Origin of the sequence: Pedobacter ginsengiterrae (assembly GCF_039537385.1) — a bacterium.
GTDB classification, from domain to species: Bacteria; Bacteroidota; Bacteroidia; order Sphingobacteriales; family Sphingobacteriaceae; genus Pedobacter; species Pedobacter ginsengiterrae.
Genome location: NZ_BAABAK010000010.1, coordinates 32874 through 56431 on the forward strand (window position 1 = coordinate 32874; position 23558 = coordinate 56431).

The 23558-nt window shown below is 35.4% G+C and carries 18 protein-coding genes; 10 read left to right on the forward strand and 8 right to left on the reverse strand.

What is annotated here, in order from left to right; genetic code table 11:
• Positions 1-22: 22 nt before the first annotated feature.
• The 7 genes from ABD692_RS09645 to dapF all read right to left on the reverse strand — a co-directional run bounded on the left by ABD692_RS09645 (position 23) and on the right by dapF (position 11615).
• Positions 23-805 (reverse strand): 3-keto-disaccharide hydrolase, encoded by a 783-nt coding sequence (locus tag ABD692_RS09645; protein ID WP_316755734.1) that lies wholly within the window; start codon positions 803-805, stop codon positions 23-25.
• A 65-nt stretch (positions 806-870) separates the two neighbouring features.
• Positions 871-1188: a YgaP family membrane protein gene (locus ABD692_RS09650; RefSeq protein WP_316755735.1), complete on the reverse strand. Its 318-nt coding sequence runs from the start codon at positions 1186-1188 to the stop codon at positions 871-873.
• Positions 1189-1273: 85 nt separating this feature from the next.
• On the reverse strand, positions 1274-4165 hold the full coding sequence (locus tag ABD692_RS09655) for a DEAD/DEAH box helicase (RefSeq protein ID WP_344766592.1): 2892 nt from the start codon (positions 4163-4165) through the stop codon (positions 1274-1276).
• Between the two features lie 191 nt (positions 4166-4356).
• Positions 4357-5757, reverse strand: a complete 1401-nt coding sequence (locus ABD692_RS09660) for an efflux transporter outer membrane subunit (protein WP_316755740.1) — start codon at positions 5755-5757, stop codon at positions 4357-4359.
• Positions 5758-5769: 12 nt separating this feature from the next.
• The gene (locus ABD692_RS09665) at positions 5770-8949 is read right to left on the reverse strand and encodes an efflux RND transporter permease subunit (protein WP_344766595.1); all 3180 of its coding nucleotides are present in this window, start codon (positions 8947-8949) and stop codon (positions 5770-5772) included.
• Between the two features lie 44 nt (positions 8950-8993).
• Complete coding sequence (locus ABD692_RS09670; RefSeq protein ID WP_316755745.1) at positions 8994-10163, reverse strand: efflux RND transporter periplasmic adaptor subunit; 1170 nt, start codon at positions 10161-10163, stop codon at positions 8994-8996.
• Between the two features lie 669 nt (positions 10164-10832).
• The gene (gene dapF / locus ABD692_RS09675) at positions 10833-11615 is read right to left on the reverse strand and encodes a diaminopimelate epimerase (RefSeq protein ID WP_344766597.1); all 783 of its coding nucleotides are present in this window, start codon (positions 11613-11615) and stop codon (positions 10833-10835) included.
• Positions 11616-12027: 412 nt separating this feature from the next.
• On the opposite strand from dapF, the gene ABD692_RS09680 reads away from it, so the two are divergent.
• Complete coding sequence (locus tag ABD692_RS09680) at positions 12028-13578, forward strand: trypsin-like peptidase domain-containing protein (RefSeq protein WP_344766599.1); 1551 nt, start codon at positions 12028-12030, stop codon at positions 13576-13578.
• A gap of 57 nt (positions 13579-13635) precedes the next feature.
• On the opposite strand, the gene ABD692_RS09685 is transcribed toward ABD692_RS09680, so the two are convergent.
• The gene (locus tag ABD692_RS09685) at positions 13636-13980 is read right to left on the reverse strand and encodes a four-helix bundle copper-binding protein (protein ID WP_344766601.1); all 345 of its coding nucleotides are present in this window, start codon (positions 13978-13980) and stop codon (positions 13636-13638) included.
• A gap of 356 nt (positions 13981-14336) precedes the next feature.
• Here ABD692_RS09685 and ABD692_RS09690 point away from each other — a divergent pair, with 356 nt between their 5' ends.
• The 9 genes from ABD692_RS09690 to ABD692_RS09730 all read left to right on the forward strand — a co-directional run bounded on the left by ABD692_RS09690 (position 14337) and on the right by ABD692_RS09730 (position 23492).
• Positions 14337-14846, forward strand: coding sequence for a hypothetical protein (locus ABD692_RS09690; protein WP_344766603.1), 510 nt, complete (start codon positions 14337-14339; stop codon positions 14844-14846).
• 51 nt (positions 14847-14897) lie between these two features.
• Entirely contained in the window at positions 14898-16085 is a 1188-nt protein-coding gene (locus tag ABD692_RS09695) for a sensor histidine kinase (RefSeq protein WP_344766605.1), read from the forward strand.
• A gap of 14 nt (positions 16086-16099) precedes the next feature.
• On the forward strand, positions 16100-16798 hold the full coding sequence (locus tag ABD692_RS09700; RefSeq protein WP_316755758.1) for a LytR/AlgR family response regulator transcription factor: 699 nt from the start codon (positions 16100-16102) through the stop codon (positions 16796-16798).
• Between the two features lie 3 nt (positions 16799-16801).
• Positions 16802-17044, forward strand: coding sequence for a PqqD family protein (locus ABD692_RS09705; protein WP_344766607.1), 243 nt, complete (start codon positions 16802-16804; stop codon positions 17042-17044).
• Between the two features lie 18 nt (positions 17045-17062).
• The gene (locus ABD692_RS09710; RefSeq protein WP_344766609.1) at positions 17063-18130 is read left to right on the forward strand and encodes an ATP-grasp domain-containing protein; all 1068 of its coding nucleotides are present in this window, start codon (positions 17063-17065) and stop codon (positions 18128-18130) included.
• 45 nt (positions 18131-18175) lie between these two features.
• Entirely contained in the window at positions 18176-19519 is a 1344-nt protein-coding gene (locus ABD692_RS09715; protein WP_344766611.1) for a type III PLP-dependent enzyme domain-containing protein, read from the forward strand.
• Between the two features lie 87 nt (positions 19520-19606).
• Positions 19607-21760, forward strand: coding sequence for an urea transporter (locus tag ABD692_RS09720; RefSeq protein ID WP_344766613.1), 2154 nt, complete (start codon positions 19607-19609; stop codon positions 21758-21760).
• Positions 21739-22881, forward strand: coding sequence for a tetratricopeptide repeat protein (locus ABD692_RS09725; protein ID WP_344766615.1), 1143 nt, complete (start codon positions 21739-21741; stop codon positions 22879-22881). The genes ABD692_RS09720 and ABD692_RS09725 overlap by 22 nt, the downstream gene beginning before the upstream one ends.
• Positions 22869-23492: a tetratricopeptide repeat protein gene (locus tag ABD692_RS09730; protein WP_344766617.1), complete on the forward strand. Its 624-nt coding sequence runs from the start codon at positions 22869-22871 to the stop codon at positions 23490-23492. The genes ABD692_RS09725 and ABD692_RS09730 overlap by 13 nt, the downstream gene beginning before the upstream one ends.
• The last annotated feature ends 66 nt before the right edge of the window (positions 23493-23558 follow it).

Consider the following 23558-nt stretch of genomic DNA (forward strand, 5'->3'; position numbering starts at 1 on the left):
TAAATCATGTTTTATGTAAAGATTAAAGCTCTCTAACCCAAATATTTCTAAAGCTTATTGCTGGGCTTGGATCGCCATGATCTTGCAATTTAATTGATGCTGGACCATGTTTTTTATATTGTGGAGCACCAATATATCTTGTTTCTCCTTTTAATATGAAGTTGTTTTGTAAAAGCACACCATTTAAAAACAAAGTTACACTTGCTTCTTTTTTCAAAGAACCATCTTCATTAAAACGTGGTGCAGTCCAAATAATATCGTAATACTGCCACTCACCAGGTTTTTTATTGGCATTGGCTAATGGAATTGCTTGTTTGTAAACACTTCCAGTTTGGCCATTTACATAAGTTTTGTTGTTATATGCATCCATAATCTGGATTTCATATCCGTCATCGCCACCACCAGTTGAAGCTAAAAATACACCGCTATTTCCTCTCGCCTGACCTTCGCCAGTAATGTTTGCAGGAATTTTCCATTCCATGTGCAACTGGTAGTCGGTAAATTTTTTGTTAGTTTCTATATTGCCAGTTCCTTTTTTTACAGTGAAAAAACCATCATCAATTGTCCATGTAGCTGGTTTGGATGGGTCTTTTACAGAATGCCAGGCATCCAAATTTCTTCCGTTAAATAAAACGATCGCATCAGATGGAGCTTCCTGAGGTAAATTGCCTGGAGTAACAGATTTTGGAACAGGCTCCCAAACTTCAGTTGTTTTTGGATCTTTGGCAGGATCTATTTTCTTATCTTGTGCCATTGCCTGAATTGTGAAAAATGCAGGAATAAAAAATAATGCGTATTTGCTCATAACTATTGATTAACACTCTAAAGTTAATCGATTTATTAATAAATGAAAATTTAGTATTCAATTTATTACGCCAAGTCGTCGGCAACGTACGTTTCATTGATGATAATTTCATCAATTGTTAAATCCTCTTGCTGTTGATTACTTACATCCTTTACAGGGCAGTAACCAGTAATGCCTCTATACAATAAACCTGCACCAACTGTTGCGCCAGTAATTGCAATAACTGGGTGAGAAAATAACCCTGTTAAACCTTTGTAAAGTAAGTAGGTTCCAACAGCGCCCGATAACCAACGTTCGGATTTTGAAACGTTTTCGTAAAGCTCTGGATATTTCCAGGCCTCTTTTATGTTATTTAATGTGGTATTTAAATCTTGATTTGTCATGATGGTAGATGTTTTTCTACTATAACAAACTGAAATTGATTGAGTTTTAAATGAAGTGAATTTAAATCTTGGTAACAGTAAAAATCTATTTCAAAATATCCCTTATATCTTCTTTGCTTAAAGATTTAAAAAAGCTTTCTTCGGTAGTAATTAATGAATTTGCTAAAGATTTCTTACGGTTTTGTAGGGCTAAAATTTTCTCTTCAACGGTATCTTTTGCAATAAATTTGTAGATAAATACCTTTTTATCCTGGCCAATACGATGTGTTCTATCTATAGCTTGCTGTTCTACTGCTGGGTTCCACCATGGGTCTAAAATGAAAACATAATCTGCCTGGGTTAAATTTAAACCAACACCGCCTGCTTTTATTGAAATCAGGAAAACTTTTAACGATTCGTTTTGCTGAAACTCAGAAACAATTTCACCGCGATTTCTGGTTGCGCCATCTAAATACGCGAAAGGAATATCTTCTTTTTCAAAGTGTTTTTTAAAAATATCGAGGTGTTTTACAAACTGCGAAAAAACTAAAACTTTGTGGCCGCCTTTTAAAACGTTATCCAAAGTATGAATTACGTTTTCGAACTTTCCAGAATCGGATTCATACTCAGAATCAATCATTATTGGGTGGTTAGCCAGTTGGCGAAGCGCAGTTAAACCCTGTAATAACTGAACTTGTTTTTGCGCAAAAGTTCCATCATCCATGCTTTGCAATAAATCATTGCGATATGCTGATTTTGTTTTTTCGTAATAAGCTGCCTGATCTTCGCTCATATCGCAATAAATTACCTGCTCCGTTTTAGGAGGAAGTTCGGCCGCAACCTGTTCTTTTGTTCGGCGAAGTACAAAAGGTTTAATAATCGATTGGAGTTTTCTAGCCTTTTCTTCGTCTTTTTTCTTTTCTATAGCTTGAACATATTCTTCGTAAAAGAAAGCCTGTGTGCCTAATAAACCTGGATTCAAAAACGTTAATTGCGACCATAAATCGCCAACAGAATTTTCTACAGGTGTACCACTTAAAATTAAGCGATGTCGTGATTTTAAACTTCTTACCGCTTTAAATGATTTTGATGAAGGGTTTTTAATGTTCTGACTTTCATCTAAAATAACGTAGTTAAAATAGAAGTTTTTAAGTTCATCAACATCTACCCTGGTAACACCATAAGTCGTTATAATAATATCATAGTTAGCAAAATTGGCAACATCTTTATTTCTGTTTGTGCCAGTATGAGCTAAAATTTTAAGTTTAGGGGTGAATTTTTTTGCTTCAGTAAGCCAGTTGTAAATTAGCGAAGTAGGCATAATAATTAAAGAAGTTGTTTGGGTTGATGCAAGTTGGTCGTCTTCTTTAACCTTTTGCAGCATAGCCAGTGTTTGAATGGTTTTACCCAAACCCATATCATCGGCTAAACAACCGCCAAAATTATATTCGCGTAAAAAGCTGAACCAATTATAACCTGCCTTTTGGTAATCGCGTAGGCTACCTTTAAAATGTACGGGCATTTGGGTATCAGCAATATCTTCGAAATCGTTGAGACGTTGCAATTTACGCTCGAGCGTAATGTTTGCTAAACTATCTTCGGCCAAATCGTTTATTAAACCGATGTGGTGTTTCTTCAGTTTTAAATTTTTACCAGCTTCGGCAAGGCTAAATAAACTGCCGTATTGCGAAAACCATTTCTCTGGAATAATCGCAACCTCACCATCTGGCAAAGTAAATTCTCTTCTTTTATGAAGAATATGTTGCTTTAAAGAAAGAAAAGGAATTTGATATTTCCCAAACCAAACTACGGCGTTAATGTCGAACCAATCGTTACTTTCTTTAACTTCTAAATCTATTTTGCTTGCGCCGAAAACAAAACGTTTCTGGCCTGTGGCCTGTTCAATTTCGAAACCCGCGGCTTCTAAAGTTTCGATATGTTCGTTTACCCAATTTATAGCTGCATAGCTTGGATTTTCATCGGCAGAAGTAACTTCTAAATTACTGAACAATGCACTTGTTTTTTTTAAGCCTAATGCCAGCAATAAATTAAGCTGTTTTTTTTCCCAATCGGCCGAACGTTTTATGCGATGGAAAATATAATTATCACCAATTTTTTCTAATCTGACGGTAACCTTATGGGCATTTTCTACAGGAAAAATGTATTCACCATATTTAAAATAAAGTTGAATTTGAGATAAACCGCCATCAACGTAAAAAACCTTTACAACTGGAATAGCCTCATATTGTTCGGTTTTAATTTCAAAACCTTCAGCATATACGTGATGTTTCTCAATTAGTGGCGCTACAAATTTTTCGAAATACGTAGCTTCTGTAGATTTTGGTATAGCAATATATCTTTTGGCTAAAAACGGTTGAAGTTTTTTACCTTCAATGTCCTGATCAAAAAAGTATAAAACATCATTAAGTAATAACCATGCTGGTTTATTGCTTACAATTTGTGCTTCCTTGAACATAAATTCGATGCGCAAATTCTGATACTTTATAGTTGGGAAATAGCGGGTTTCTGTTTCGTTTCTGCGGAAATGAAATAGGATTGATGCTGGTTCTGCGGCTAATTCTATTTTACGTTCTACTGGCCAGCCATCTTTATCCATTAAGTATAACTCTTCTTTAACTTTTAGCAATTCTAAAGCTTCGGCAAGTTTTTTCTCAATTTTCGGACGAACACTATCGTAAAACTTATCGTCGAAAACCTTTGTGAAAAATTCAGTGGGTCTGATTAATTTTTTATAATACTTTTTAATGAGCGAATCCTGCTCAATATCATCTAAAATTTTAATCAGCTTATAATCGATTTCGCTTAAACATGCGTGAAATTCTTCTGCAGTATGAGTGAAAATTCTTTGATAAGTAAAAGAAAAATCGCCTTGCGGATTGAGTTGAACTACATGAGGTTCAATTAAATAGCCTAAGTACTCATGTTTGCACAAAGAGTACACAACTTTACATGTTTTGGAGCTATCGACGCGTAACATTGATGAGAATAAATTTTTTTTTAAGCTAAGCGCTTAAAAAACTTTAAACTTACAATATTTTGAGGTTACATCAAAAGAAGTAATCGAAATAGGAATAAAAAATATTGCTGATTAATCGAAAATTTTAACCTAAAATAAAAAGGCATTCTGATTTTCAGAATGCCTTTAATGCTTATTAATTATTGTGGTGCTTATTTCCAGCCACCGCCTAATGCACGGTATAAGTTTACAACAGATTGTAGTTTTTGTAATTTATCGTTAATACCACTTAACTGAGCGGTAAGTAAACTCTGTTCTGATGTTAAAACATCAGTATAGTTTGTGGCCGTACTGTAACGTAATAATTCTTTAGTAAAATCTACAGCTTTAGTTAAAGATGCAATTTGCTTTGCTCTGGTTTCTTCTTTTTCAGCAGCTGTTTGATAAGCGTACAAAGCATTAGAAACTTCTTGTCCGCCAGTTAATAATGCTTGCTGGAAAGTATAAAACGCAATTTGCTGATTAGCCTGAGCCGTGGTTAAACGAGCTTTGTTTTGCCCTTTAGCAAAAATAGGTTGTGTTAAACCGCCAACTAAATTGTAAAATATAGAGTTATCAAAGAAATTGTTTAATTGTAAGCTCGATAAACCTCCCGAAGCCGTTAAGGTTAACGAGGGATAAAAATAAGTTTTAGCAACATTTGTATTTTCAAATGCTGATCTGAAACCGAATTCGGCCGCAATTACATCTGGGCGATTTTGCAGCAATTGAGCTGAAACACCTGTTTGTAAATTGGTATAAGGTGTTTGTTGATCTAGTGTTGTGCGGTTAATCGTTCCTGGTGCTTGTGCAAGAATAACGTTTAATGCGTTTTCTGCTTCCTTAACGCTTCTTTTTAAATCGGGAAGTGTAACCTGCGCTGCATATAAATTTGCCTCACTTTGAACCACAGCTGCACCATTTACAACTGCACCTTCTTTTAACGCTTTCATGGTTTCTACATCCTGCGTTCTAATTTTAATAGTTTGCTCTGTAATTGCCAATTGCTTATCTAAAGCCAAAAGTGTGTAGTAATTGTTGGCAATGGTTGCAATTAGTTGAGTTTGTACAGCTCTTTTGGCAGCATCACTTTGTAGTAAAGTGGCATAAGCGGCTCTTTTTGCACTACTTAATTTACCCCAGATATCAGCTTCCCATGCAGTGCTTAATTGTGCTCTGTAGGTTTGCGTTTCGAGATTGATGTTAATTCCCGCTGGAAAGTTTAAGGCTGCAGCAGATTGTTTCGCATCGGTTGCAGATACATCTGCTTGTAAACTTGGTAAAAATGCAGCACGACTTTGACGTAAAGTAGCTTCAGAAATCTTGATGCGTTCGATTGCCTGTTTCAAATCCAAATTTTGGTTAATCCCTTGTTGAATTAACGATTGTAAAGTGGTATCAGAAAATAGATTTTTCCATGGCAAATCAGCCATCGTAACCGTGTCTGTTGTATTGTTATCGCGGTACAAACCTTCGTTTTTAACCTGAGGGCGTTCGTATTTTTTAGTTACGCAGGCACTTAGGGTAAGAATGGTAAAACCGATTAAAATGGAATACTTATAATTGAATTTCATATATTCTTAAAATTAATGTTTGCTATTATTCGTAGCTAACTTATATTCTTCAGGTGTTTGCTCGTGCTCTATGCCTTTATTAAATGGTGATTTTTTACTTGCTTTTTCCTGTAAAGTCTGAAAAACAATGAATAATGCAGGTATTACAAATACACCGAAAATTGTTCCGATTAACATACCTCCAACGGCACCTGTACCAATAGATTTATTACCCGCTGCACCAACACCAGATGAAAGCATTAATGGTAGCAAGCCTAAAATAAATGCGAATGATGTCATTAAAATCGGACGTAAACGAGCAGTTGCCCCATCAATTGCAGCATTAACAATACTCATTCCTTTTCTTCGTCTATCAACCGCATACTCTACAATTAGAATTGCGTTTTTGGCTAACAAACCTACCAGCATGATTAATGTAATCTGCGTATATATGTTGTTATCGACACCGAATATTTTATCAAAAACAAATACCCCAGCTAAACCAATAGGTAGAGAAATTAATACGGCTAATGGTAAAATATAGCTTTCGTATTGTGCTGCTAATAAAAAGTAAACGAAGATTATACAAAGTAAGAAAATGAATACCGTTTGACTTCCACCACTTATTTCTTCTCTCGATAATCCAGAGAACTCGTAGCCATAACCTGCTGGTAAACTTTCTGCAGCTACTTCTTGTACCGCTTTCAAAGCATCACCAGAACTGAAACCTGCATTCGGGTTACCTGTTACTGCAATTGAGGTAAATAAGTTGAAACGTGAAATTGCTTGTGGGCCGTAAACTTTAGTTAAAGTAATAAACTCAGAAACTGGCGCCATTTGCCCTGCACTATTTCTTACAAAGATACTGGTTAAGCTTTCCTGGTTTGCACGATATTGCGCATCGGCCTGATACATTACCCTGAATTGCTTACCAAATTTATTAAAGTTAGATGCATAAACACCACCATAATAACCTTGCAAAACACCCAAAACATCGTTAACCGTTATGCCAGCCTGTTTAATTTTGGCTACATTAACATCAATTTGATATTGTGGGAAATTAGGGTTAAATGAAGTTGATGCGTATTGAATTTCAGGACGTTTTGCTAAAGCTGCAAGGAATTTATTTCCAATATCGTTAAACTTGTTAATATCGCCACCTGTTTTATCTTGCAATTGAAATTCGAAACCACCACTGGTACCAAAACCCTGGATGGTAGGGGGAGCAAAGAAAATGATTTTTGCACCTTTAATATTAGCCGTTTTGGCAAATAATTCGCCGATAATAGCTTTTACATCACGTTTACGTTCATTCCAAGGCGTTAAACGGCCAATAACCATACCGTAAGAACTGCCCGAGCCACTAATCATACTACGACCAACAACTCTTAACGAATTCTTAATTTCTGGAATGCCGTGTGCAATACTGTCGATTTTTGCAATTACAATGTTTGTTTCCTCTTGCGATGTTCCAACAGGTAAAGAAATATCCGACATAATCGTTCCTAAATCCTCGTTAGGCACGAAACCTTTTGGAGTTGTATTCATTGTCCAAATTAATACAACACTGAAAAAGACAATTCCTAAACCAACTATCCATTTTTTTCTCGATAAAAAGCCAACTGATTTTTTGTATTTACCAGTTACAGCATCAAAAGAAGTATTAAATGCGGCGTAAAAACGTTCTAAGAAGTTTTTCTTTTTACCATGATCATCAGCATGTGGTTTTAAAAATATAGCACATAATGCCGGACTAAGCGTTAAAGCGTTAATTGCCGAAAGTATAATTGAAATAGCAAGTGTTAAACCGAATTGTTTGTAAAATACACCAGATGAACCTTGAATAAAACTTACTGGAACGAATACGGCGGCCATAACTAAGGTGATGGAAATAATTGCACCACTGATATCGTCCATTGCATCTACCGTTGCTTTTCTTGCATCGGTGTAACCTTCATCCAATTTTGCGTGTACAGCCTCTACAACCACAATGGCATCATCTACCACAATACCGATGGCGAGTACAAGTGCAAATAACGTTAGTAAGTTTATAGTAAAGCCAAATAAACTAAGGAAGAAGAATGTACCAATAATTGCTACAGGTACACTAATTGCTGGAATTAAAGTAGAACGGAAATCTTGCAGGAAGATAAAAACAACCAGGAATACTAAAATAAATGCTTCTATTAAGGTATGAATTACCTTTTCGATCGATGCATCAAGGAAATCGTTAACGTTAACCAAAGTTGTATAATGAACGCCTTTTGGAAAAGATTTTTGTGCTTCATCTAATGTTTTGATTGAGTTTTCGATTACTTCTTTTGCATTTGAACCAGCAGTTTGATTAATCGCAATACCTAAAGCCTGTTTACCATTAAACTTAACTGAACTGGCATAACTTAACGCACCCATTTCGATTCTGGCTACATCTTTTAAGCGAAGAATTTGTCCACTCGCATCGGCTTTAATGATGATGTTTTCAAATTGACTTTCATCTTTTAACCTACCCGAATATTTCAAAGTATATTGAAATGCCTGGTCGCCTTGTTCTCCAAATTGTCCTGGCGCAGCCTCAACGTTTTGTTCTGCTAATGCAACACTCACATCATTGGGAACTAAGCCGTAAGTTGCCATTACATCTGGCTTTAACCAAATACGCATGGTATAGTCCATTTGGCCAAACGCACTTGCATCACCTACACCATTAATACGTTTAATTTGAGGGATAATGTTGATGTTAGCGTAATTCTGTAAAAATTTCTGATCATAAGATGGGTCATCACTATAAATACCAAAAATTAACACATTACTCGCCTGTCTTTTCGCCGTAATTACACCCGATCTGGTAACCTCGGCAGGGAGCAAACTTGTTGCTCTTGCAACTCTGTTTTGTACGTTTACAGCCGCTAAATCGGGGTTTGTACCTAATTTAAAGTTTACGGTAATGGTTGCCGTACCGTCGTTACTGGCAGAAGAGGTCATGTAAGTCATGTCTTCAACACCATTTATTTGTTCTTCGAGCGGAACAACAACGCTATTCATAACCACATCGGCATTTGCACCTTGGTATGAGGTAGAAACCTGAACAGTTGGAGGAGCAATTTCAGGGTATTGTGAAACCGGTAAAGTGGCTAAACCTAAAACACCGAGTATTACGATGATGATGGATATAACCGTTGATAGAACCGGCCTTTCTATAAATTTCTTAAACATAATTAATATTGATTACACTAATTCGTGTGATTGCACTGATTACATTATTTTTTAATTTCAGCATAAACTGAATCTGCACTTTGTTCTTCAGGTTTAATTTTAACCCCATCTTTTAACGATTGGAAACCTTCTAAAACAATTTTATCTCCTGCTTTTAAGCCTTTAGTTACAACGTAGAATTTATCCTTAGCTAAATCCATAATCTGAATTTCAGTACTGATCACTTTTGCCGAATCGCCTAAAACATAAACGAATTTTTTTCCCTGCAAATCGATAGTAGATTTTTGAGGAATTAGAATTGCATTTTCAACATGCTGAGGAATTCTTACTGATGCACTTCCGCCAGATTTTAGTAAGAAAATTGGATTTGGGAAAGTAGCTCTTAAACTAGCAGAACCTGTAGCCGTATTAATTTGGCCATTAATCGATTCGATTTTACCATTTTGGGCATAAACAGTCCCATCAGCTAATACTAAACTCACCGCAGGAATGTTTTTCATTTGTTGAGTAAGTGTATTGCCTTTATAAGTTTTAGAAAAATCTAAAAGTTGTTTCTCGTTTAAGGAGAAGTAAGCATAAACTTTAGACGTGTTTGAAACTGTAGTTAGGGGCTGAGTGCTTGAACTACTAACTAAACTCCCGTTTCTGAAAGGAATGCTCCCCACTATACCATCTACCGGGCTGGTAATTGATGTATAACCTAAATTAACCTGTGCATTTGCCAATGAAGCTTTGGCTTGTGCCAATGCAGCCTTTCTACTTTGTAATGTTAATTGGGCTGCATCTAAATCATATTTACTAATGATATCTTTATCAACCAAAGGTTTTGTTTTATTAACTTGTAGTTGAGCAGCGTTTACATCAGCTTCAGCGCTACTAATTGCAGCTCTCGCTGTTCTCACTTCTTGTTCGTATTGTGGAGCCATGATGGTGAAAAGTAATTGACCTTTTTTAACAACAGCACCTTCATCTACCAATATTTTCTGAATAAAGCCATCTACTTTTGGTCTGATATCGATGTTTTGAATACCTTCAATTGTAGCTGGATAGTCTGAATTTAATTCTGTGTTTTGGGCATTGATTGTAAAAACTGGATAACCCTGTGGGCCAGCGGCGGCAGCGGCTGCTGCTTTTTTTGCTTCATCGTTATTTCCGCAAGACGCTAAAAGCATACCAATGCTTATGCTGAAAAAGAGAGTTGTAACTTTTCTCATGGACTATTTGTGTGTGTTTAAATTTAAATTTCCGGGGTTGAGGGCGTAGTCAAAATGTTTTTTGAATATCGTCTGAACGGCCCAAAAATAGAGCCTAAAAAAAAATAAATCTGTCCGAGTTCTGTCATTTAATCAATCGATTGATTTATTTTTCATGTAAATCCTTGCTAAAATGAACTTAAACGGCTGTTATGAAGTTGCTTAAGTTGGTTTTTGTGTATTTTTTAGATGTGTAAATAAATTGCGACAGATGTTAAAACGTGTTAAAAAACGCTGTTTCGTACAGTTTTTATATCAGTAAATGTTGAAAATTTTGGTCGTTTTTTTTTAAAATGATAGTGTGAAAAGTACACACTTATTCTTTCTTGGCTAAAGTTAACAATCATTAATGGATGTGGCATTCCTAATGTTGCTTGTTTTTAGTTGCCAGTTGCGTTAGTCGGAAATGCCATTGTTACTAAACCCGACAGCAGTGAAAATACTTTTATATTGCAGCAAAATTGAATATATCGTTATGCTGAGGCACGAAGCATCTGCAGGCGATGAAACAGATGCTTTGTGCCTCCGTATGACAGAAATTATTTAAAAGATTGTAACGAATGGCGGGACTGAAGCCCGCCATGAAAATGAGATGTTAATTTTCAAAAGAATATGAAAACAAGTAAAAATTTACTCTACTTCTCCTTCGAAAACTAATTTTGCAGGGCCGCATAAAAATACATTTGAAAAAGTATTTCCATCGTAGTCAAATTCGATTTTAATATCACCACCCAAAACTTTTATCGCTGTTTTAATATGGCCGCTTTGGTTTTTATGTTTTGCCATAGCCATTGCAACCGCTGTTACGCCAGTACCACAAGCATAAGTTTCGTCTTCAACGCCACGCTCGTAAGTGCGTACGAAGAGATGATCGCCTTTATCTTCTACAAAATTTACGTTAATGCCATCCGCTTTATAAGTATCGTTATAGCGAATGTTTTTTCCTTCGTGGAAAACATCAAAATCTTTTAAGTTGCTTTGCAAAGCGACGTAATGTGGCGAACCCGTATTTAAAACATAGGCTTCTCCATCCTTATTTATGATGTTTACATCAATCATTTGAAGATCTACCCATTCTCCGTTTTCTGAAATTCTGGCATAATGTGGCCCGTCAACTGCCAAAAAGTTTGTTTCTTTTTCAATGATGCCCAGTTGTTTAGCAAAAGCAACAATGCATCTCCCTCCATTACCGCACATACTTCCTAATTTCCCATCAGCGTTAAAGTAATGCATTTCGAAATCGTAATTTTCGTGCTTGGTTACAAACATTAAACCATCGGCTCCAACTCCAAATCTGCGGTGACAAAGCTGTTCTATAAGGGCGTTATCTATGTCTTTTAATGGGCTCATGGTATGGTCAATCAAAATAAAATCGTTACCTGCGCCTTGATATTTAAAGAAATTAATTTTCATGGATGTAGTTATTTTCTAATGTTTATGCAGCCTGTATGAGTTTTGTAAATTTGTCAGTATAAACTATAAACTCATTACAGGTTTCATGAAACCTTCATTTTTTAATGCAATATTTGAGTTGCAAAAAAGCTATAATACGCGCTTGTTTTTTGATTTAACATTTTTTAACATCGAAACAAGTGCTTTTGTTATACAAATATCGTTTATATGGTATTAAATTTGAATAAACTTACAAAAGAAAATTTGAGCAGATAAAAACTGCCTGAGCCATCTGCTTAAATCAAAGTGAATATGCTCTCGCGAATTAACAAAAATTAAAAGCACGAATTTATTATAGGTTGACCAAACAATTAGCTAGCAATTGGGCTTATAATTAATAGTGGGGAAATTTAAAAAAACAATTTCAAAACACATGAAAAAGATATTAGGAATTACGGTTTTAGCTGCTTTTATAGGTGGGGCAGCAGCAATTGGAGGTTATAAATTATTCGAACGTAACCAAACAGGCAATACAATTTCTGAGAAACAGAATTTATATTTTGCAAATAATCCGCTTAAGGTAACATCGGCTGGCAGTACAGATTTTGTACAAGCCGCAGCAGCGGTGGCACCTGGTGTGGTTCACATTAAAACAACTTATTCAGCATCGGGCAAAAGCCAGGGAAGTTCTTCGCCATTCGACATGATGGAAGATTTCTTTGGTGGTGGCGGTCGCCAAATGCAACGTCAGCCAAGAGCTGCGTCGGGTTCGGGCGTAATTATTAGCCAGGATGGATACATCGTTACCAATAACCACGTAGTAGAAAATGCGGAGAAAGTAGAAGTGGTTTTAACGGATAGACGTAAAGTGGAAGCGAAAGTTATTGGTCGCGATCCGAATACAGACTTAGCGCTGATTAAAGTAAATGCAACTGGATTACCAGTGGTGAAAATGGGTAACTCTGATAATGTTCAGGTTGGCGAATGGGTTTTAGCCGTTGGTTTCCCTTTAGATTTAAATACAACGGTAACTGCTGGTATTGTAAGTGCTAAAAACCGAAGTATTGGTATTATTGGCCGTGAGCAACAAGGCAACGAAATTACCGAAGAAGAATACAGAGAGTATCAACGTACAGGTAAAAGACCAGAACGCCCTGCAAATACAAGTATCGAATCTTTCATTCAAACCGATGCAGCAATTAATCCAGGTAACAGTGGTGGTGCATTGGTAAATGCAAATGGCGAATTGGTTGGTATTAACTCTGCAATCGCATCACAAAGTGGATATAATCAAGGTTACGGTTTCGCTATTCCAGTAAACCTTGCACGCAAAATTGTTGATGATTTTATGAAATATGGCTCGGTTAAACGTGGTTATATTGGCGTGAGCTTTGTGCCTTTAAGTGGTGATGAAAAACCAGCAGACATTAAAACCAATGAAATTAGCGGCTTGTATGTTAATGATGTTGTAGCTAAAGGTGGTGCAGAAGCAGCAGGCTTAAAATCTGGCGATGTAATTAAGAAAGTTGATGGTGTGGTTATTAACGACTCACCAGATTTACAAGAAAGAGTTGGTCGTTTGAATCCTGGTGATAAAGTTAAGTTAACGGTTTTGAGAGATGGTGCACTGAAAGATTATATGGTAACTCTAAGAGGTGAGCCAGCTGCAAATTCTGCTTCTAGTACTGCGGCTACAAAAGCTGTAGAGGTATCGAAATTAGGTGCAACATTTGCGCCAGCAACGCCTGCTCAAAAATCTAAATTGGGTATTAATAGTGGTGTTGTGGTAACTTCGGTAACTACAGGAAAAGCATTTGATAATATTGGTGTAGAAAAAGGCTTAATTATAACTAAAGTAAACGGACAACCAGTTAGTACCGTAGCAGAAGTTCAAAAAGCTTTGCCTCAAACTAGAAACGGTATGATTTATATGTCGGGTGTGAGTGCACAGGGAACTTTTAACTTTAGTTTTCCTGCACAATAATTAATTAAACGAATAGACTAAAAAGGTTCTGGTTGTAAAATCAGAACCTTTTTTGTTTTACGCTTGTTTAATAGGTTCATGATTTGCGTGACAGGCTTCCGCACATTCTTCACAAGCAACAGCGCATTGTCTGCAATGTTCATGGTCGTGTTTACCACATTCAGCGGCACAGAGTTTGCAAATTTCCTCGCAAAGCAATAGGTATTGATGGCCGATTACAGAATCTCGCTGTAATAATCTTGCTGCTTGTGTGCAGATGTCTGCACAATCCCGATCAAGCTTTATACAATCAATCATCATGTTTATATCTTCTTCTTTTAGGCAAGATGATGCGCAATGTTCGCAAGCTAATGCGCAATCTAATAAGGCCTGAATCAAGGCATGGTTATTTCTCGTTTCCATATTTAAGATTTTGGTTATAAATACTTTGAATAGAATAACCTGTTAAAATTTAAAAGTGTTTTGAGAAGTTTCAATTGTTCTGGCTGGGTTAACCATTTTCTTTTGAAACTAATAGCTAGTCAAGCTACTATGAAATGCAATAAAGCTCATTAAAAACCTTTAACATAAAATATTCTTGCTCTAATTGAAGCGATTTTGTTTTTCTTATCGTTTTACTAGTAAATCAATATTCATCCTAAATTCATAATACGAATTTAGTTTAGCGATTTACCGATTGATAATCAGTGTTTACCGATACTTTATAAATTTCAGCGTTTTATTATTTCATATTTGAATCAGCAACAAAACCGAATATTATGGCTTTAGCTTACATTAACCTCAGTGCAAAACAATATTTCAACTTTATGTGTAAAACAGATTTTGAAAGGAGGATATTTCACGATAGTTACAAAGAGTTTCAAAAGAAATCTAAAGTATTTAGTTTAAATAATACGTTACATACTTTTCAGCAAATGCTGAAAGAGAATGAAAAAGCAAATACATTACACCAAAAACTTAATTACTCGGTAATGGGTGCATTGGTTGCGCAGGAAAATAAAATTCCTGTTTTGAATGATTTAGATGGGAAACCGATTTTGTTCGATTGGGCTGAACTCCATATTTATGCTTCTGATTTACTGAACAAGGCAGGTCATGTAGTTTCTGTAATTTACACCAGCAAGAAATTGGTTTTACACGAAATTGTTGGCGATTTATTGATTTTAAGTTACGATGTTGAAGGCCAATTTAACGAAACATTTATGGTTAAAATGACTGATGAACTTGTTTTAAATTATCAGCAACAAGAAGAAATGGCATACCAGTAAATTATGTTCTTTCTCTTCTCTTAGCCCGAAAAATTATTATTAATTTGTAAAATGCAGCCCTTTAAAACACCAACTTTCATTATTCACGCAGCAGGTTGGCTTTTATTCCTCACTTTTCCGCTGTTATTTATAAACAACGAGCAATCGGGGCAAAGTAGTTTGTTATTACTTGCATCGCCATATTACTGGCTATTTTGTCTTACGTATATGGTTATGTTTTACTTCAATTCTTTGGTTTTAGTGCCAAAATTGATGTTTAAAAAACGATATCTAATTTATAGCGCAATTCTTTTGGTACTCTTTGGTTTTGTTTACTATTCGCAACCTTATGATAACTTACTCGGCCATAATAAAAATGTAATGGCCACATTAAATGGCGTAGCTAATACACAACCTAAAGGATTAAATCAATCGCTTCAGTTGGGCAAAGATAGCGTAGTTGGGCCAAACGCAGGTATGCCTTTCGGGCCTTTGCCAAATGAAGACTTAAGAATGCAAGATCCAAATTTGAAAAGACCAGGTGGGATTTTAGACCTCTATCAACCAGAAAATATAGATGTAATAAGTCTCTTTATTTTTATGATGATTATAGGGTTGAGTATTGCCACAAGTACGGTTCAACGGTGGCAGGTAGCTGAATCGAAAGTGGTGAAAGCCGAAGCCGAAAAAGCAACGGCAGAGTTATCATTTTTAAAAGCGCAGATTAACCCCCACTTTTTATTTAACACGCTTAATAACATTTATACACAGTCGGTAATTAACAGCGAGCATACATCCGAAAGCATTATGAAGCTTTCGAACATTATGCGTTACGTTACCGACGATGTTACTCAGGATTTTGTAATGCTCAAAGATGAAATTGATTGCGTTAGAGATTATATAGAATTACAAAGATTAAGGCTAAGAGGCGATGCTGAAATTAACTTTAATGTTCAGGGTAAGCCTGACGGCAAAAATATTGCACCTCTAATTTTTATGACATTTATCGAAAATGCTTTTAAATATGGCGTTACCAAGAAAGAAAAGACGGTTATCAATATTAATTTAAGCATTGAAAGTGAGAAGATCGATTTCTCTTGTCAGAATAAAATTTATGCTCATAAATCTAATTTAGAACGCTCAGGCATTGGTATCGTTAATACAAAGCTAAGGCTTGAACATCTTTACCCAAATCGTTTTAAACTTGATATTAAAAATTTGAACGAAATATTTTCGGTAAACCTTTACGTAAATTGCTAATCAAAAAATAAATTATGGCTTTGAAATGTGTTGCGATTGATGATGAGCCTTTGGCTTTAGAGCTTATAAAAACCTATGTTGCCAGATTTCCAGGTTTACAATTGGTGCAGGTTTTTGAAGATGCACTTTCAGGCGCTGAATACCTGAAACAAAATCCTGTTGATTTACTTTTTGTGGATGTTAATATGCCAGATATAACAGGTGTTGAGCTTGTTCGTAGTTTGGTTAACAGTCCGATGATTATCTTTACAACCGCTTACCGCAACTATGCTTTTGAAAGTTACGAATTGCAGGCAATAGATTATTTGCTAAAACCAATTGATTTTACCCGATTTACAGCTGCGGTAGAGAAAGCTGTCGATTTTCATAAATATAAAAACTCAATTCAGGAAAGTACAAATGATGAAAGTATTTATGTTTATTCGGAGTATAAAATGATAAAAATCTTGCTTCGCGATATTGAATATATTGAAAGTATGGGTGATTATTTGAAAATTTATTTAACCAATAATGATAAACCAACTTTAACCTTAATGACCATGAAAAAGGTTTTAGAAAAGTTACCACAAGATCAATTTGCCCGAATTCATAGAAGTTTTATTGTAGCCCTGAATAAAATAAAATCGATACACAATAGAAAGGTAAATCTTGCTAATGCTGAATTGCCAATTGGCGATGCTTACAGCAGTTTCATTAATCAACAAAAGGGATAAACTATGAAATTGAAAACAAACATTGCAACTAGCGAGAATGGCTTTATTTTCAATCCAGCAACAGGCGATTCTTTTACCAGTAACACTATTGCTGCCGAAATTTTATCCTACATGAAGCTTGGTGAAACTGAAGGGGAAATCAAACAGAAAATATTAAATACTTACGAAGTAGAATCCTTTCAATTGGAACGGGATTGGGATGATTATATGTTGCAATTAAAGGAAGCAAATCTTTTAGATTTGTAATCCAAACAACTAAAATTTATGAACGCGTCTCCAGATCTAAACCAAGCCAAACCTTTAACCATTGCTGTTACAGGTTTGAATGCGAACGATAATCCAGGCCCTGGTTTGGCGGTAATTAGAGCATTACGCGATGGTTTTGGGGAAAATTTACGAATTATCGGTTTAGCATACGAAACGCTGGAGCCAGCAATTTATATGCATAATCAAGTTGATAAAACTTATCGCATTCCATACCCAACAGCAGGCGTAAATGCCTTAAAAGAGCGATTAAAACACATTCAGGCGATAGAGCAGATTGATGTATTGATACCAAATTTCGATGCGGAATTATTCAATTTCATTAAACTGGAAAAAGATTTGTTGGGGATTGGAATACATAGCTTTCTTCCAACACATAAACAATTAGAACAAAGAGACAAAGTAAACTTAAGTGCCTTTGGTAAGCAAAATAATTTTAATGTACCTGCTGATGAAGTAATTTTTTCAGCTTCTGAAATTGATGTGTCAACTGAAAGGTTTGGCTTCCCTTTAATGGTTAAGGGCAAGTTCTACGAAGCCTATACGGTTACGAATTTAGCTGATGCACACATTGCTTTCTATAAACTTCAGGCAAAGTGGGGGCTCCCAATAATTGTACAAAAATTTATTAAAGGCATAGAGATAAATATTGCTGGTTTGGGCGATGGAAAAGGAAATGCAATAAGCGTAATTCCAATGCGAAAACTTTACATCACCGAAAAAGGAAAAGCATGGGCGGGCATAACCATTGAAGATAAAAAACTTATAGAATTAGCTAAAGATTTTGCAAAGGCTACCAATTGGAAAGGTGGTTTTGAATTAGAGGTTATGAAGGAGGATAATGGTGATTTGTATATTATGGAAGTAAATCCACGTTTTCCAGCCTGGGTATATTTAACGGCAGCAGCAGGGCAAAATCAACCAAAAGTACTTGTCGATTTAGCTATGAATAGGCCAATTGAAGAATTTGAATCCTATAAGGCAGGCAAAATGTTTGTCCGTTATGCTTGGGATAATATTGTAGATGTAGAAGAATTTCAAAAGTTATCAGCTTTTGGAGAGCTTTAATTTTTAAGTAAATCTTGGTACGCATTACTTGATACTAAAAATAGAATGAAACAAAAATACGAACGACCAACGATCAGAAAAATGAATACTGGCTTTATGAATAAGTTTGGTACAAGAACTGATTTTGATCCTGTTTCGGAGATCGACGGCATTTCTGTGAAAAGTTTGGTTAAGCAATATGGTTCTCCTGTTTTTGTATTATCCGAAAAACGGATCCGAAAAAATTACCAGGCTGCGGTTCGCTCTTTTAAAACACGTTACCCAAAAGTTCAATTTGCTTGGAGTTATAAAACCAATTACTTAAATGCGGTTTGTAAAATTTTTCATCAGGAGGGAAGCTGGGCAGAAGTTGTATCTGGTTTCGAGTACCACAAGGCTTTAGGAAATGGTGTAGCTGGTAATCAAATTATATTTAATGGGCCAGATAAAAAAGAAGCAGATTTAGTTCTTGCAATTGAGAATCACTCCCTTATTCATATCGATCATTTCGATGAGTTATACCAGATTATTCGCATTTGCGAACAAATTAATAAGAAAGCCAAAGTGGCGGTGCGTGTTAATTTTGATACTGGCGTTTATCCAATTTGGGATAGGTTTGGGTTTAACTATGAAAACGGACACGTATGGACTGCCATTAATAAAATTGTAACTTCTGGTAATCTTGAGCTCGTTGGCTTGCATTGTCATATAGGTACGTTTATGTTATCTACTTCGGCTTATTCGGTTGCTGCAACTAAACTTTGCGATTTAGCCATGCGATGCAAAAATGAACTTCAAACCGCTATTCAATATTTAGATTTAGGTGGAGGCTTTCCATCAACAAATACATTAAAAGGCGCTTATTTGCCTGGTGTTGATACCGTTCCATCAGTAGAGGAATTTGCAGAAGCGATTACAAATACCATTTTAAATTTTAGTTTTTCTACAGATGAATTACCCTTATTGATTTTAGAAAGCGGAAGAGTTTTAATTGACGATGCGGGGTATTTAATTGGGAGTGTACTTGCAAATAAACGACTTAGTGATGGGCGAAGAGCAACAATTGTTGATTTTGGAATCAATATTTTATTTACCTCTAATTGGTACGACCATAAAATTAGTGTGGCCAAAGAGGCTGGCCAATATACTGAAGAAACTGTTTTGTTTGGACCGCTATGTATGAATATTGATGTAGTTCGGGAAAGTATAAATTTACCGCTTTTAGAATCTGGAGATCATTTAATTGTTCATAAAGTTGGCGCTTATAACATGACACAGTGGATGCAGTTTATCAATATGAGGCCTTCGGTTGTGTTGATCGACCAAAAAGGTCAAAGTCATCAAATCAGAACACCAGAAACATTAGAATACCTGGAGATGATGGAGCTGTTACCAGATCATTTAAAATAGACAAAGCATTTATTGCATAATTTCAATACATTTTCATTAAGCTGAAAACTTTAAATATGGTTTTTAGTAAAATAATTAATAATCAGATTGAAAAAACAAATTCAATATTACCTTAATGCAGCTTTGAATAGCTACGCAATTTTATTCTTTTCTCAGAATAAGATATTAGGCGCAATATTGCTTTTAGTTTCCTTATTTAATATTAATGCTGGCCTTTCTGGGCTTGTTTGTGTTGTTGGCTCATTGATTTTAGTTTGTGTTTTAGGCTTTAATAAAGAAGATATCAAATCAGGATTATACAGTTTTAATTCACTTTTGGTTGGTATTGGTTTTGGTACCTTTTTTAATTTTGGTTATGCATACTGGCTTTGGTTGGCGGCTGCTTGTTTGCTTTGTGTTGTATTAAGCGTTAATCTCACCGCATTTTTAGCGAAGTATGCCTTGCCAACGCTTTCAATTCCTTTTATAATTACTTTTTGGGTTGTTTTAACCGCTGCAAATGGCTATTCGGGAATGGGGTTGATGCAGAAAAGTAGTTCATTAATTTTCGAGTTAGAAACTGGTGCAGCCAGTCATTTTGCAAAGCTTTTCAATTTTTTTGATGGTGTAAATATGCCTGCATACCTTGCGCTGTTTTTCCGCTCGGTTAGTGCGGTTTTATTTCAAAATAGCATTCTGGCTGGCCTGCTCATTAGTATCGGTTTTTTTATTCATTCCCGAATCGGATTTAGCCTGCTCGTTATCGGCTTTATCACGGCCTGCGTTATTAATCATTTAACAGGTACTTATCCCGAAGGAATTAGTAATTACCATTTAGGTGCAAACTTTATGATGGTAAGTTGTGCTATAGGCGGTTTTTTTCTCATTCCATCATGGCGTTCTTATTTATGGGCTGTTGCAACAATTCCATTTATATTTTTGATTTTAAATGGTTTATCCAGGATCTTAAGCGTTTACAATTTGCCTGTTTTTTCGATGCCATTTTGTTTAGCAACTGTTGGTTTACTTTACTTTTTTATGTTGAGGAAAAACCCTGGGAAATTGCAATTAACCGCCTTACAGAATTATTCTCCCGAAACCAATCTATATCAATTTTTAAACGGACAAGAAAGATTAAAAGATTTTAGGTATTTTAATATAAGCTTACCATTTATGGGGGCCTGGACAGTTTCGCAAGGTTATAACGGCGATATTACCCATAAAGGAAATTGGAATCAGGCTTTGGATTTTGTGCTAAAAGATTTGGATCATAGAACCTATGAATTTCCTGGGAATAAACCAGAAGATTATTATTGCTACAACAAACCTGTTTTAGCAGCAGCTGATGGACTTGTTCAGGAAGTTGTTACCCATATTGATGATAATGCGATTGGGCAGGTTAATCTAAATCAAAATTGGGGCAATACAATAGTTATTAAACACGCAGATAATTTGTACACAAAGGTCTCTCATCTGAAAAAAAATACAGCAAAAGTTAAACCAGGAGACTATGTGTTGAAGGGTGATATCATTGCCTTATGTGGCAATTCTGGTCGTTCTCCAGAACCACATTTACATTTTCAGGTTCAATCTACACCTTATATTGGTTCTAAAACTTTGGCTTATCCAATAGCTTATTTTGTCAGTCAAGAATCGGGTGAATTGAAAAGTTTCGAAATCGCCGCTGAAAATGATACGGTTCAAAGTCCAGATGTTAATCCATATTTAAAACTTGCATTTAACTTTCAGCCAGGATATATTACAAGAATAACCGATAAAAAAGGCAATAAAGAAACCTGGGAAGTTTTTACCGATAATTTTAATTTCAATTATTTCTATTGCCACGAAAATGCTGCTACGGCTTACTTTATCAATAATGCCAATGTATTTTATTTTACAAGGTTTTATGGCGATAAAAGATCGATGTTGTTCCTTTTCCATCAATCAGCTTATAAAATTAATTATTCTGCACATTCAGCAGACGATATTTATGCAATAGATTCAGAAAGTTTTAAACCGAATTTATGGTTTCAGGATTTGGTTGCGCCGTTTTACAATTTTACAAAACGTATTTATACCAATTCGGTTCAATTAAAAGGCGATGGATTGGTTGTTAAAGCAAAGGCTACTCATTTCACTTTCGGAAAAAGAACCAGTTATTTGGAAGCCGAATTTTTAGTTGGTAATAAGGGAATTATCGAAGCCGATTTCTGTTACAAAAACAAATCAATAAAATTAAAATGGGAAACAGATTTAAGTTAACCTTTGCGATTTTGTTTGTTTTTATAACGACAAGTTGGGCACAAACCATCACCGAAAAAACAGATAGTATTTCTCTGGCACTGTATAATGCTGCAGAATGGCAACAGTTAATTCGTTTTGGTAAAGAAGCTATCAATAGCGGCGAGGATTTTCCCTTTTTGAGACTGAGAATTGCTTACGCATCATTTGTTAGAGGTAATTACAGCGAGGCATTACATCAATATGATAAGGTTCTGATTAACGATAAACAAAATCAAATCGCATTGTACTATTCTTATTTGTGCAATAGTTACCTCAACAGGCCTGAAGATGCGGGTTATTTATTAAAATATTTAGATAGCAATATTGTAGAAGGAGAAAATTTAAAACCCTTTAAATTAATTGCTCTAGGCGCTGAGAGTGGAATAAAATTTACAAACATTTACGAGAGAGGAAATTCTTCATATTCAAGAGCATTTGTAGATATGCGATTAGGCTATAAACTAAGTTTAACTACTTCGTTTTCTTATTACAATCAGCCCATTCGTAATGATAATATTGAACAGCCAGGCTACTACGCTAAATTGAATTATACCCCATTCCGTAAAATTAATTTCATCGGAGCATACCATTATATGCGTTCCAATTTAAGACAATTGGTTTATCAAAATAATGTTGGTTTACTGGGAATAAGATTTGCTGATAGTAAAAGCGATTTGCAAGGCGATTTTATTTTATCCCAAATTGGCGATGAAAAAACAAGACAATACAATTTGAAGTTAACAAAATATATAACTGGTAATTTGGGCTTTTATAGTGCAAGCCGATTTTCTATCGTTAGTGTGCTAAGTGAAAACAATCCAGTTTTCCAACAATTAATTGGGATAAAGCCCATTCATAATTTATGGTTTGAAGGCGAAGTTACCTTGGGTAATCAATATAATTATGCCGAAGACGATGCCGTATATATTTACAATGGTTTCGATAAAACTAAATTTAAGACCGCTGTAAATTGTTATTTTTTGTTAAAACAGCGCCTACTTTTAGGTTTGAATTATACATTTGAGCGTAAATCGGATAATATATTTAAATTTAACTATTTACAACACTCAGTTAACGGAGGCATTACATGGAATTTTTAAAGCGATATGTGATTTTTGCAGTTTTCAGCTTTTCTCTGTTCGAGGTTAAGGCTCAAACTAATGCGACGTTGCAAAAGGCTTTTCAAAATTCTTACACTGAAGAAAGTAAGAAAAATTATTCGGAAGCCATTAATGATATTATGCCGTTCTATGCTGAAGGTAATTACGAAATCAATTTAAGGATTGCATGGTTGTATTACCTCGCTAAAAACTACAGCGCATCACAAAACTATTATACTCGTGCTGTAAATATTCGGCCTAACTCGGTTGAAGCTAAATTCGGATTAATAAAACCACTTTCTCTTTTGAGTAGCTGGGATCGGGTAACCGAACAGTATAATAATATCCTTAAAATCGATCCTCAAAATACGCAGGCAAATTACTGGGCAGGTGTAATTGTCTATAACAAGAAGCAATATGCATCTGCTGCAAAATACTTCGCAAAAGTTGTGGGATTATATCCTTTCGATTATGATGGGAACCACATGTTAGGCTGGTCGTTACTCTTTTCAGGTAGAAAAGCTGAAGCAAAAGGCTGTTTTGAGAGAGCTTTATTAATAAAACCTGGAGATACTTCGAGTACCGATGGTTTAAATCGTTCCTCTAAATAGGGCTTAACAGCCAATCAATCAATATATTTAATAATAATTTAAGTTATAAAAATAAAAAATTGATTT

Excerpts from the sequence above, each read along its gene's own strand:
- ABD692_RS09665 (WP_344766595.1), bottom strand. The coding sequence starts at position 8,949 with ATGTTTAAGAAATTTATAGAAAGGCCGGTTCTATCAACGGTTATATCC.
- ABD692_RS09685 (WP_344766601.1), bottom strand. The coding sequence starts at position 13,980 with ATGGAAACGAGAAATAACCATGCCTTGATTCAGGCCTTATTAGATTGC.
- ABD692_RS09655 (WP_344766592.1), bottom strand. The coding sequence starts at position 4,165 with ATGTTACGCGTCGATAGCTCCAAAACATGTAAAGTTGTGTACTCTTTG.
- ABD692_RS09645 (WP_316755734.1), bottom strand. The coding sequence starts at position 805 with ATGAGCAAATACGCATTATTTTTTATTCCTGCATTTTTCACAATTCAG.
- ABD692_RS09710 (WP_344766609.1), top strand. The coding sequence starts at position 17,063 with ATGAACGCGTCTCCAGATCTAAACCAAGCCAAACCTTTAACCATTGCT.
- ABD692_RS09690 (WP_344766603.1), top strand. The coding sequence starts at position 14,337 with ATGGCTTTAGCTTACATTAACCTCAGTGCAAAACAATATTTCAACTTT.
- ABD692_RS09680 (WP_344766599.1), top strand. The coding sequence starts at position 12,028 with ATGAAAAAGATATTAGGAATTACGGTTTTAGCTGCTTTTATAGGTGGG.
- ABD692_RS09725 (WP_344766615.1), top strand. The coding sequence starts at position 21,739 with ATGGGAAACAGATTTAAGTTAACCTTTGCGATTTTGTTTGTTTTTATA.
- ABD692_RS09695 (WP_344766605.1), top strand. The coding sequence starts at position 14,898 with ATGCAGCCCTTTAAAACACCAACTTTCATTATTCACGCAGCAGGTTGG.
- ABD692_RS09670 (WP_316755745.1), bottom strand. The coding sequence starts at position 10,163 with ATGAGAAAAGTTACAACTCTCTTTTTCAGCATAAGCATTGGTATGCTT.
- ABD692_RS09705 (WP_344766607.1), top strand. The coding sequence starts at position 16,802 with ATGAAATTGAAAACAAACATTGCAACTAGCGAGAATGGCTTTATTTTC.
- ABD692_RS09660 (WP_316755740.1), bottom strand. The coding sequence starts at position 5,757 with ATGAAATTCAATTATAAGTATTCCATTTTAATCGGTTTTACCATTCTT.
- dapF (WP_344766597.1), bottom strand. The coding sequence starts at position 11,615 with ATGAAAATTAATTTCTTTAAATATCAAGGCGCAGGTAACGATTTTATT.
- ABD692_RS09650 (WP_316755735.1), bottom strand. The coding sequence starts at position 1,188 with ATGACAAATCAAGATTTAAATACCACATTAAATAACATAAAAGAGGCC.
- ABD692_RS09730 (WP_344766617.1), top strand. The coding sequence starts at position 22,869 with ATGGAATTTTTAAAGCGATATGTGATTTTTGCAGTTTTCAGCTTTTCT.
- ABD692_RS09715 (WP_344766611.1), top strand. The coding sequence starts at position 18,176 with ATGAAACAAAAATACGAACGACCAACGATCAGAAAAATGAATACTGGC.
- ABD692_RS09700 (WP_316755758.1), top strand. The coding sequence starts at position 16,100 with ATGGCTTTGAAATGTGTTGCGATTGATGATGAGCCTTTGGCTTTAGAG.